Raw genomic sequence first — 10,730 nt, forward strand, 5'->3', positions numbered from 1 at the left:
AAATCGCCGACATCCTGCAAGCACGCGGGCAACTGGACGAAGCCTTATATATTTATCAAAACGAAGTCTTGACCGTTTTTTTAGATCTTAGGGAAATAGGAACTACTGCGGTTATTTACGGACGGATAGCCCAAATAGCGGAACACAAGGGTGAACTAGAAAATGCCTTAGAAATTCGACAAGGTAGATGCCTGCCCGTGTATCAACAGCTGGACGATATTTATAATTTATTGTTTGAGCAAGTTTATATTGCCTTGCTACTTTGGCGCATCAATGCTCAACAGTATCAAGCACAAATTCAAACTCTGTTAGCCACAGCCCTAACTCATGCAGAACACTTGCAAATCCCTGAAACTGAACAGATTCAGGCTCTTATTCAACAACTCAAGTTAAACCCATCCAGCTAACCAACCGTGGGCAACCACCTTGTCGGCATTCACTCAAACTCATTACAATAGCCGCGCCACACTAACCTACCGAATACCTACCTAAGTTTGCGACACTAACTTAGAGTCTAAGTCATGCTTAAACGCAATCAAGAGAGGAGTTTAAAAGATGCGTAAATTGACCTCAGCACTATGGCTATCCACTTGCCTAGTCCTACCTGTTTTTGCAGATGAACAAAAACCTGCCAATCCGATTATCAAAATGGCGACCACCACCAGTACGCAAGACTCTGGTTTATTAACTCAAATCCTACCGAACTTTCAAAAGAAAACTGGCTATGAAGTGCAAGTCACAGCGGTTGGCACTGGCAAAGCGTTGAAGCTCGGTGAGAACGGTGATGTAGATGTCGTCTTGGTGCATGCCCGCGCTGATGAAGATAAATTCGTGGCAGCAGGCTTTGGCGATCAGCGCTATTCGGTGATGTATAACGATTTCATCTTCGTCGGCCCTGAAGAGGATCCCGCGAAAGTGAAAGCTACTAAAACCACGACCGATGCCTTGAAACAAATCGCTGCCACCCAATCCCCCTTTGTATCACGCGGTGATGATTCTGGTACGCATAAAATGGAGAAAAAGCTCTGGGATCAAGCCGGTGTCAAGCCTGCCGGTGAATGGTATCGGGAAGCAGGTCAAGGGATGGGCGAAGTGCTACAAATGAGTGGCGAGCTAAAAGCCTATACTTTAACGGATCGGGGCACTTGGTTGGCAACGATGGATAAATCGCCTCTGAAAATTGTTTTAGAAGGGGACAAAACCTTACTCAACCCCTACGGGATTATTGCTGTCAGCCAAAAACGCTATCCTGATACGAATCATGCGGGTGCTCAAGCCTTGATTGACTGGATGATTTCAGCCGAAGGGCAACAAGCCATTAGTGATTTTAAAATTAATGGGCAAAGCCTGTTCACTCCGAGTGCTGATCCTGCCGAAGTTAAACCTGCGACCGAACCTGCCAAAACCAATTAATTCATGGAGACTATCAGCAGCGCTACTTGGCAAGCCTTGCAGTTGCTGCTGAGTGGTGATACCGCTTTGTGGGAAATCATTTTGATTTCCTTCCGAGTGTCTATCCTTGCCATTTTGCTCGCCACCCCACCTGCCCTATTGATGGCATTTATGCTGGCTTTTGGGCAGTTTCCGGGGCGGCGGTTATTGATTGCTATAGTGAATACTGCCTTAGCGATTCCCGCCGTGGTGATTGGTTTAACGCTCTATCTCTTACTGTCGCGGAGTGGCCCTTTAGGTGAATGGCGGTTGTTATTCACCCAAACTGCAATGGTCTTAGGGCAAATTGCTTTGGCGTTTCCACTGTTAGTGGCGATGGCACACACCGCCCTGCAAGCCGCTGATCGGCGGGCTTGGGAAACGGCGCGGATGCTAGGAGCCTCTAGATTGCGTGCCGTTTGGACACTGATGTATGAAGTCCGCTTTGGTTTAATGTCAGCCCTGCTGGCTTCGTTTGGGCGAATTATTGCCGAAGTGGGCGCTTCTATGATGCTGGGTGGCAATATTCTGCATTATACCCGCAATATCCCCACCGCAATTGCCTTAGAAACCAGCAAAGGTGAATTTGCCCAAGGTATCGCGCTGGGCTTAGTCCTCCTGTTATTAGCCTTTGCCTTAAACTTGCTGCTACATTATTTTCAAGGCAAAGGCCAGATTGCGGCATGAATGAACTCATCTTTCATCAACTCAGCAAACACTATGGGAAACGATGCCTGTTTACTGAACTGACCCTTCCTTTAATCGCTGGGCAATGTCTGTTGCTAACTGGAAAAAATGGGGCGGGTAAATCGACTTTAATGCGCATTTTAGCGGGTTTAGACAAGCCCGATCAGGGTGAAATTCAAGCCGATGGAAAACGCTATTCATGGCGTGCTTATCGGCCGCAGTTACAACGCCAGATTCTCTACCTGCATCAACAGCCCTATCTATTTGAAGGCAGTGTTTGGGATAATTTAGCGTATGCTTTAACCCGTGGCTTGCCCCGTAGCGAACAACATCAGCAGATTGAGGCGATTGCTGACTGGGCAGGCTTAACGGCGCTTTTAATGAATCCCGCCAAACGCCTCTCGGGTGGTGAAGCCCAACGCTTAGCAATGGCACGAGCGCTGCTACGCAAACCAAGGGCTTTACTACTTGATGAGCCGACCGCCAATATGGACCAAGCAGCCCGCTTATTAACCTTAGAAATGCTTGAAGACTTGAAACGCCAAGGTTTAAGGTTAATGGTCGCTAGTCATGACCCTGATTGGTTTCAAGCGGTCACAAATCAGCATTTAGCGCTTTGAACTTAGCGTAGAATAGAGCTGACCTAAGCTAGCTTAGTTTTAAACTAGTCTTAAGTTAGCCTCAATTTCGGTTTAACTTCGGCCTAACTTCGCCTTGCTAGATTCTCAAGGAATAGATGATGAGTATTAAAGTTTTATTTTTTGCCAGCCTACGTGAGCAGGTTGGGCACAGCCAAATGCAATGCCCTTGGCAAGCTGATTTAAACCCTCGTCAAGTTTGGCAGCAAATCACGCAGACTCATTTACCCGAACACATTTTAGTGGCTCGCAATCAAGAGTATTGCGAGCTAGACACGCCGCTAGACGATGGGGATGAGTTGGCTTTTTTCCCGCCAGTGACCGGGGGTTAGCATGATTGCAATCGAAGTCTGTACCACGGCCTTTGATCCTTGGCAAGCTCTTCAGCAATTTCAACAGCAGCCCGCCTTCAACACCAAGCAAAGCGGCGCAAATGCGGTGTTTGTCGGCACGATGCGTGATTTTAATGAGGGTGAACTCGTACAAGCGATGCGCTTGGAGCATTATCCACTGATGACCCAAAAACACTTACAGCGCCTCGTCGAGCAGGCCTGTAGCGCTTGGAACTTAGATCATGTTTTTCTTAAACATCGAGTCGGTGAGCTGTTACCCGGTGAACCGATTGTATTAGTTGCCGTCTGGTCAGCCCATCGGCGTGCCAGTTTTGAGGCTTGCCGCCAATTGATGGAAGACCTGAAGCATCAAGCCCCCTTTTGGAAACAAGAAACTTTAAACGACGGCAGCACCCGCTGGGTCGAAAAAAATACTGCGGGTTAAGGTGCATACACTCAGTCGCCGCCAATTTCTACAACTGAGTTTAGTCAGTGGCCTAGGCTTTGGCTGGCCTGCTAGCGATTTATCTGCCGCCACCACAGATGCAGATACGCCTTCGTTTATTCTCCCTGCTGAATATGCTAAGCATCATGCTACTTGGATGGCCTATGGTGTCAGCCCACGTTTCTATCCACAGCAATTCCCCCCGACGGTACGTAAAAATTTAGCCCTGATCGCCCAAACGATTGCCAAGTATGAGCCTGTCTCCTTACTCGTGCGCCCGAAAGAATTAGCACCGGCTAAAGAATTATTTGGGGCTGTGATCCATTATATCGAGCGCCCCTTGGATAATCTGTGGCTACGCGACAGCGCCCCGAGTTTATTGCTGAATCCAGCCGGGCAAATGCGCGCTATCGACTTCCACTTTAAAGGCTGGGCTAGCCCGCAAACCCATACACGGGATGCTAAACTCGCCCAGTTTATTGCCCAACACTTGCAACTGGAACTGATAGAGGCTGATCTGCAATTAGCCGCTAGCAATCTTGAGGTCGACGGGGCAGGTACGGCTATTTTAACTGAGAGCAGCGTATTTTATGCCGGACGTAATGCTCAACTGACTAAACGCCAAATTGAAAATCGCCTACGCCGCTTAGTAGGCATTAAAAAATGCATTTGGCTACCGGGTGACCCGCAAGGTGAGCTAGCACAACGTGCCACGGACTATTATGCTCGCTTTGTGCAAGTAGGCAGCGTTCTCGTTAGCCATGAACCCAATCCCGATTTTAGAGAGCATGCGATCACTCGAAAGCATCAGGCCATCCTCCAAGCAGCGACGGATGCGCAAGGGCAACGCTTAAAATTAGTGAGTGTGGCTAAACCGCCGAGTGTACGTAGTGAGTTTGTCACGCCAAATTTTGCCGCAAGTTATTTAGGTTTTTATGTTTGCAATGCGGCGGTACTCTTACCCGAGTTTGGTGATCCCCGCACCGATAATGCCGCACGGCAGGCTTTAAGTCAGGCTTTTCCAGAGCGCAAAATTGAACTGCTGAATATAGATGCTTTAGCCTCGGGTGGTGCTAGTATTCACTCAGTTACCCGTCAACAACCTAGCCTATAAGTGAACGAAACTTTTATGCCTACCCGCGATACTCAACACTACAATCAACTCGGTCAAGCGATTAGCTTTCCAGTGCAATGGCAGGCAAAACCTGCCCCTAGTTTTCCCACTCTACAAGGCAATTATTGCCGCTTAGAGCCACTCGCCTTAGCACAGGCCAGCAGTTTATATAGCGCTTTTGCAGCTGATCAAGAACAACGCCTATGGACTTATCTGCCCTATGGTCCTTTCACCGATTTAACTCGCTTTACGGCTTGGCTCAAACAACAAGTTGGCAGCAAAGATCCCTTTTTTTACAGCATCCTAGATCAAACCGGTCAAGCCTTAGGAATGGCTAGCTATTTACGCATTGACCCCACTCATGGCGTAATTGAAGTTGGGCATATTAATTTTTCACCTGCATTGCAAAAAACTCGCGCCGCGACTGAAACCATGTATTTAATGATGCGCTATGCCTTTGAAGAATTAGGCTATCGTCGCTATGAATGGAAATGCGATGCTTTAAATGCTCCCTCTCGTCAAGCAGCGCTACGCTTAGGTTTTAGCTTTGAAGGTATTTTCCGCCAAGCAGCCGTCTATAAAGGTCGTAATCGAGATACCGCTTGGTTCTCGATTTTAGATAGCGAATGGCCTGCTTTAAAACCAAAATTTGAGACTTGGTTAGCTGCGAGTAATTTTGATGCTTTGGGCAATCAGCTCCAACCCTTAAATCGTCTTTAGCCTTTTTCAAAACAACACTGCATTTAAAATCTTAACTAAGATTTTAAATCAGGCTCAAAACCACCTTGTGTTTAAATTATCTGACATGGCTTGCCAAAATCGGGGCTATTGAACGGAAGCTCACTCGCTCTAATACGATTAATTCATCCGCTAAATTAGCAACCAAACAAAAAGGCGGTTGATTGTTATAGACAAGATAGTTAAGCTCTTTGAGCTTGATGGTGATTTCAAATGTTTTACTAACCCGCTCACCCAGTCGTTGTTGACTGACTAATACTATATCAGCAGCCACCAAAATTTGCCTAAAGCCTTGGGTGATTTGCAATTGATAAGTTTCAACGGCACTGATAATTTCACAATTAAAACTACAAACTAGGTTAAGTTCATCAAAGGCCAATTGAGAAATTTTTGACCTGATTTTAGGCTTAATGAGCTTGGCTTGATAAATACTCTCACTAATACCACGCAGTTTATTTGCATGAATTTGTTGCATAAAAGTATCGGTATTGAGTAAAGCTAGCAGCTTATCTTTTCTCGCTAACACAAAGCGCTTGGCCTCCTCCAACTCTGGCTTCAAATCTGCAATCAATGCTAGATAGCCACGTTTATACTCAGCTAACAATGCTTCATCTAGCGCCCAAGTCAGATTAAAAGCTTCAGGCCTATTGGCTAAATAGCCCATCCGGTTGGTTTTCAACAAAGAGTCATCGCCATTTTGTTTATTACCCCGCAATAAACTAGCCAGATACTCGTCTTGTGAGCGAAATACCTGATGATAAATAAAATAATCCTCTAGTTTTAAACATTGTTGTTCAAAAATGTCATTCGGTATGGTCGCTCGAACCCGATCTTCCTCTGCAAACTGAATCAAGGTCTGATCAGCTAAGCGATACTTACCCTGCTTAATAATAGCATTATGAATACGTATCGCGACTAAAGGGGCTTGCATATTGATTAGGCTTTTGACATGCTTATTTTTTTGCCCGAGCATGACAGCTTGAAACGAAAAATCCTCAAGACTGCGTTGAACCTTAGGCTGATCCATTAGCCACTGAAACATACATACATCACAAGCAGCTAATTCGCCTAAGTAATCCTTGAGAGTGTTTGAAAAATTTGCAGAACACCAATATTCATCCAGATCCAAAAACAATAAATGTGTAAAATCTTCTTTTAAAGTCTCTTCGTGAATCTGGGTATATATATAAGCTTGGAAATTAATATTTTTAAGCCTGCAAAACTCCATTTCTTGATCAGCGTAGCTATAACGTAAACGCTCGCCATAATGAGCTTTTAATTTTTCCAGAATACGGATCGAGTTATCTGTCGTATCATTGATACGAATATCTAAAACATCAAAACCAAACTGTAAATGGTGATAAACCCACAAAGGTAAATAATAACCTTCATCCTTAGCGATGGCTGCCAATTTAATTTTGAATGTTTGACTCATACCAAATACTCCTTGCATCAGATTGATCAGTATAGCGCATTAAAATTACTCGTTTCGATCTGCGTGCTTAGCTAAGCGGATTCATCTGAAACTAGGATCATTAGAATACGCCAACCTGAAAGGTCTTTGGCCTAAGTACCCCAGTTTTGCTAAGGTAGACAGGATTGTTTTGGAGAAAATTTAAGATGAAATTTACCGTTGAAAATATGAAATGTGGTGGGTGTAGCTCGACCGTCCAAACCAAACTGGCAGCCTTAGTTGGCGTTGAGCAAGTCACCGTTGACTTAGTAAGTAAAACGGCTGAAGTGCAAGGCTTTGTTGATCCTGAACTAGTGATTGATACCCTGACTGAGGCTGGTTATCCAGCGGAGTTAGCGGAGGAATGACTGAGACCATTCGCCTGTCCATCGCCGGTATGACTTGTGCTGGTTGTGTAAGCTCGGTAGAAAAAGCCTTGCAGAGTGTGGCAGGTGTAACCACTGCCCACGTTAATCTGGCTGAACGCACCGCATTAGTGGCTGGTACGGCAGCACCTGAACAACTCCTCAAGGCGGTTAAACAAGCGGGGTATGAGGCTGCGATTATGCAAGGCCGCCAAGCCGAAGCCGATAAAGCAGCCGCTGAGCAGGCTTATTATCAGCACCTTTGGTGGCAAGTTTGGGTAGCCGCCATCCCCGGCAGTTTTTTGCTGCTAGGAGATATGGTTTTCCATGCCTTACCGCCGATGCAAGGTTCAGGGCGGTGGTTTTGGCTATTGATGGGAGTGATCACGCTAGGGGTATTAGTCTATTCGGGTGGACATTTTTTTCAAGGTGCATGGCAGCAGCTTAAGCATCGCTCCAGCAATATGGATACTTTGATTGCTTTAGGCACAGGAACAGCTTGGTTCTATTCGATGCTAGTCGTCTTATTCCCACAGGCCTTCCCTAGCCTCGCTCAGCATGCTTATTTTGAAGCTGCCTTAGTGGTCGTTGCGCTAGTTAATTTAGGTCAGGCCTTGGAAATGCGCGCCCGTGGGCGAACCAGTGCAGCGATTCAACAGCTGATGAACTTGCAACCACCGATGGCACATGTGATTCGTAACGGAGAAGAGTTGGATCTTCCGCTTGAAGAGCTGGGCTTACAAGAAACTTTGCGCGTGCGTAGCGGTGAAACTATTCCCTTAGATGGCAGTGTCTTAGAGGGTTCTTCGTATGTGAATGAGTCGATGCTCAGCGGCGAAGCCTTGCCGGTAGCTAAAACCAAGGGCAGTTTAGTGACGGGTGGCACACAAAATGGAGCAGGCAGCTTTTTAATGAAAGTTAGCCATATCGGTACGGATACGGTATTGGCCAAAATCATTGAAATGATTCGTCAGGCACAAAGTGCTAAGCCTGCCATTGCCCGTTTGGCTGATCAAGTAGCGGCAGTTTTTGTACCTGTTGTAGTCGCTATTGCGCTGTTAAGTTTTGTGCTGTGGCTCTGGCTTGGGCCAGAACCGTCTTTAAGCTATGCACTAGTCACCTCCATGACGGTTTTAGTCATTGCCTGCCCTTGTGCATTAGGCTTGGCTGTACCCATCGCTATTATTGCAGGCACCGGCAAAGCCGCCCAATCTGGCATTTTGATTCGCAATGGCGACGCGCTCCAACAAGCTTCGAAGCTAGATACCATTGTCTTAGATAAAACCGGCACTCTCACTGCAGGCAAGCCCATGCTAGAGGCAATTTATCCTGCTGCTGACTACGATCAAGCTCAGGTCTTACAACTTGCAGCCTCGCTAGAAAAAGGCTCAGAGCATCCTTTAGGCCAAGCTTTGCGCACCGCTGCTAAAGCAGAACAGTTAAAAGACCTCAAGGTTAAGGATTTCAGCAGCCTAACCGGCTATGGTGTACAAGGCCAGATTGCTGAACAGGCTTATGTTATTGGCAATACGCGCTTGATGCAGCAACAGAAGTTAAATTTAGCCGATTGGCAAATCCCGTTAAAACAGCTAGATGCGGCAGGGCAAACACCGATTTTTCTGGCTGATCAGACACAAATTATCGCACTGTTTGCGATAGCGGATACTGTAAAGGCCGATGCTTTAAGCAGTGTGCGCCACTTACAGGCTCAGGGTTTAGAACTCGTGATGCTGACGGGCGACCGGCGCGAAGTTGCTGAGCATTTAGCCGCGCAACTGGGTATTCATACCGTACATGCTGAAGTCTTACCTGCCGATAAACTCACCGTAATTCAGCAATTACAGCAGCAAGGCAAAATCGTTGCGATGGTCGGTGATGGTATTAATGATGCCCCTGCGCTCGCGCAAGCGGATGTTGGTTTTGCGATTGGTGCAGGTACAGACGTAGCCATCGCTGCTGCAGATATTACCTTAATGGGCAGCTCACTGGCGGGTATAGGGCGGGCTATTCATATTTCTAAAGCCACGCTTAAGACCATTTGGCAGAACTTATTTTTTGCTTTTATCTACAATCTAATCGGCATTCCGATTGCGGCAGGGATTTTATATCCAAGTTTCGGTATTTTGCTTAATCCGATGCTGGCGGGGGCTGCCATGGCTTTATCCTCAGTCACGGTGGTATTAAACGCCAATCGCTTAGCACGGCTTAAAGTTTAGGCTGGATGTTTGACTGACCCCGCCCTGTGAAGTATAGGGCGGAGTTGGCTGTGCAGTAACGCTATTTAGAAATCGCCAGCTGCGCCACGCTTCATAATATCAGTAATAATTTCTTGCACCTTTTTTGACTCAGCCAACAAATCTGGCGGTAAGGTCTTGCCACCATAAATCATCATATCCATGTCGAGTGAATACAAATTATATTTACCCTGCTTGTCTTGCACCATCGCTATCCGACAAGGCAAATAGGCTGAATAAGCATCACTGTAGTCAACCATTTTCATCGCAGTTTGTGGATTACAAAACTGGAAGATTTTTAGGAAACGCTGATCTTGCCCAGTTTCTAATTTAACCTGCTCAGACAGCGGCAACTCACCCACTGCTTTGATATTGTGCTCATTCGCCACCATTTTCATGCTTTGCTCAGCATCAGCAGGAGTAACCCCATCGGCAAGTGGATATTTCACAACCGTAGCATCTGCTGAATTGCCAGTTTCCTTCAGCTTATTCCACATATTCATATAGGTTTCTTTGGCTTTGGGGTCTAGCTGCTCAAGAGCAGCCTGCTCAGCGACCATCGTGGTCATTTGATTGAGCATACTACCGTATTTGACATAAGCCCAAGCAGCCCCCACCAAAACAATTAGGCCAATTAAGGCAAGGATATTACGGATAAAGTTCATGTTTCCTCCTCGGGTTAGCAATTATAGACAAGCAACCCCATGATACTAAGCAGCTTGGTTGAGTGGCTGCCATTCTGATATTGCTCCTCTGCTAAGGCGGTCTGACTCTCACCCGGTTAACGAGCTATATAGCGCCTTAAGCTGCTATATAGCCTGCCTATTGACCTAATACAATCCACTAAAGGTGATAGCTTGAGGGTGATAGCCTGTGGCAAAAAGCTCAGAACACCGCGATTTACCTAGACCAGCCCAACCCTAACCGGCCTTATTTTGTTAGCTCTACTCACGATTTTTTAGTATTTTTACTCTGTACACGACAATTTTCCTAACCCATTGAATTTGTGTTAAACGAAAACGGCTTGAGTCTCATACGTCCATCCTCTACCACCATAAATTGGGGCGGACAAAGGAACAGGATCACGAGCCTGAGATTATCCAAGGCTTCACGTCCGCTTCCTGTTAACAGATCAGTCAGGTAATCCAAGCCGTAGCGGAAAATGCTCTGTTCTTTACGCCCATGCTTTTTCACCTTCAAGGGTTTGACGGTTTTTTCCTTCCATTCCCCGACCTTGTGCGCCCAACAGAAGCCAATGGCGAGCAATGCCATCATCTTTTTGATGCGAGGGGG

12 protein-coding genes and 1 pseudogene are annotated in these 10,730 nt (G+C 46.4%); 10 read left to right on the forward strand and 3 right to left on the reverse strand.

Going from position 1 to position 10,730, the window contains the following annotated elements; genetic code table 11:
- The 8 genes from B5D50_RS20435 to B5D50_RS19545 all read left to right on the forward strand — a co-directional run.
- Nucleotides 1–407: hypothetical protein (locus B5D50_RS20435; RefSeq protein WP_159448688.1), on the forward strand; the 407-nt coding region annotated here is incomplete at its 5' end.
- A gap of 148 nt (nt 408–555) precedes the next feature.
- Complete coding sequence (locus B5D50_RS19515) at nt 556–1,413, forward strand: ABC transporter substrate-binding protein (RefSeq protein WP_078924320.1); 858 nt, start codon at nt 556–558, stop codon at nt 1,411–1,413.
- 3 nt (nt 1,414–1,416) lie between these two features.
- On the forward strand, nt 1,417–2,118 hold the full coding sequence (locus B5D50_RS19520; protein WP_078924321.1) for an ABC transporter permease: 702 nt from the start codon (nt 1,417–1,419) through the stop codon (nt 2,116–2,118).
- Entirely contained in the window at nt 2,115–2,738 is a 624-nt protein-coding gene (locus B5D50_RS19525; RefSeq protein WP_078924322.1) for an ABC transporter ATP-binding protein, read from the forward strand. Before B5D50_RS19520 ends, B5D50_RS19525 begins: the two co-directional genes overlap by 4 nt.
- A gap of 119 nt (nt 2,739–2,857) precedes the next feature.
- Nucleotides 2,858–3,088: a MoaD/ThiS family protein gene (locus B5D50_RS19530; RefSeq protein ID WP_078924323.1), complete on the forward strand. Its 231-nt coding sequence runs from the start codon at nt 2,858–2,860 to the stop codon at nt 3,086–3,088.
- 1 nt (nt 3,089) lies between these two features.
- Nucleotides 3,090–3,533 (forward strand): molybdenum cofactor biosynthesis protein MoaE, encoded by a 444-nt coding sequence (locus B5D50_RS19535; RefSeq protein ID WP_078924324.1) that lies wholly within the window; start codon nt 3,090–3,092, stop codon nt 3,531–3,533.
- Between the two features lies 1 nt (nt 3,534).
- Nucleotides 3,535–4,647, forward strand: coding sequence for an agmatine deiminase family protein (locus B5D50_RS19540; protein ID WP_078924325.1), 1,113 nt, complete (start codon nt 3,535–3,537; stop codon nt 4,645–4,647).
- Nucleotides 4,648–4,662: 15 nt separating this feature from the next.
- The gene (locus B5D50_RS19545) at nt 4,663–5,367 is read left to right on the forward strand and encodes a GNAT family N-acetyltransferase (protein WP_078924330.1); all 705 of its coding nucleotides are present in this window, start codon (nt 4,663–4,665) and stop codon (nt 5,365–5,367) included.
- A 76-nt stretch (nt 5,368–5,443) separates the two neighbouring features.
- Here the strand turns inward: B5D50_RS19545 and B5D50_RS19550 are convergent, their stop codons facing one another.
- Entirely contained in the window at nt 5,444–6,820 is a 1,377-nt protein-coding gene (locus tag B5D50_RS19550; protein WP_159448689.1) for a glycosyltransferase family 2 protein, read from the reverse strand.
- A gap of 185 nt (nt 6,821–7,005) precedes the next feature.
- Here B5D50_RS19550 and B5D50_RS19555 point away from each other — a divergent pair, with 185 nt between their 5' ends.
- Together B5D50_RS19555 and B5D50_RS19560 are read left to right on the forward strand one after the other, a co-directional pair.
- Complete coding sequence (locus B5D50_RS19555) at nt 7,006–7,206, forward strand: heavy-metal-associated domain-containing protein (RefSeq protein ID WP_078924327.1); 201 nt, start codon at nt 7,006–7,008, stop codon at nt 7,204–7,206.
- Nucleotides 7,203–9,419: a heavy metal translocating P-type ATPase gene (locus tag B5D50_RS19560; RefSeq protein WP_078924328.1), complete on the forward strand. Its 2,217-nt coding sequence runs from the start codon at nt 7,203–7,205 to the stop codon at nt 9,417–9,419. The genes B5D50_RS19555 and B5D50_RS19560 overlap by 4 nt, the downstream gene beginning before the upstream one ends.
- Nucleotides 9,420–9,484: 65 nt before the next feature.
- Here the strand turns inward: B5D50_RS19560 and B5D50_RS19565 are convergent, their stop codons facing one another.
- The gene (locus tag B5D50_RS19565; RefSeq protein WP_078924329.1) at nt 9,485–10,102 is read right to left on the reverse strand and encodes a DUF302 domain-containing protein; all 618 of its coding nucleotides are present in this window, start codon (nt 10,100–10,102) and stop codon (nt 9,485–9,487) included.
- A 325-nt stretch (nt 10,103–10,427) separates the two neighbouring features.
- Nucleotides 10,428–10,730 (reverse strand): annotated as a pseudogene (locus tag B5D50_RS20915) (hypothetical protein); the annotation flags it as partial.

The organism is Thiothrix eikelboomii (assembly GCF_900167255.1).
Taxonomy (GTDB): Bacteria; Pseudomonadota; Gammaproteobacteria; order Thiotrichales; family Thiotrichaceae; genus Thiolinea; species Thiolinea eikelboomii.

Excerpts from the sequence above, each read along its gene's own strand:
- B5D50_RS19565 (WP_078924329.1), bottom strand. The coding sequence starts at position 10,102 with ATGAACTTTATCCGTAATATCCTTGCCTTAATTGGCCTAATTGTTTTG.
- B5D50_RS19515 (WP_078924320.1), top strand. The coding sequence starts at position 556 with ATGCGTAAATTGACCTCAGCACTATGGCTATCCACTTGCCTAGTCCTA.
- B5D50_RS19525 (WP_078924322.1), top strand. The coding sequence starts at position 2,115 with ATGAATGAACTCATCTTTCATCAACTCAGCAAACACTATGGGAAACGA.
- B5D50_RS19520 (WP_078924321.1), top strand. The coding sequence starts at position 1,417 with ATGGAGACTATCAGCAGCGCTACTTGGCAAGCCTTGCAGTTGCTGCTG.
- B5D50_RS19550 (WP_159448689.1), bottom strand. The coding sequence starts at position 6,820 with ATGAGTCAAACATTCAAAATTAAATTGGCAGCCATCGCTAAGGATGAA.
- B5D50_RS19555 (WP_078924327.1), top strand. The coding sequence starts at position 7,006 with ATGAAATTTACCGTTGAAAATATGAAATGTGGTGGGTGTAGCTCGACC.
- B5D50_RS19535 (WP_078924324.1), top strand. The coding sequence starts at position 3,090 with ATGATTGCAATCGAAGTCTGTACCACGGCCTTTGATCCTTGGCAAGCT.
- B5D50_RS19530 (WP_078924323.1), top strand. The coding sequence starts at position 2,858 with ATGAGTATTAAAGTTTTATTTTTTGCCAGCCTACGTGAGCAGGTTGGG.
- B5D50_RS19545 (WP_078924330.1), top strand. The coding sequence starts at position 4,663 with ATGCCTACCCGCGATACTCAACACTACAATCAACTCGGTCAAGCGATT.
- B5D50_RS19560 (WP_078924328.1), top strand. The coding sequence starts at position 7,203 with ATGACTGAGACCATTCGCCTGTCCATCGCCGGTATGACTTGTGCTGGT.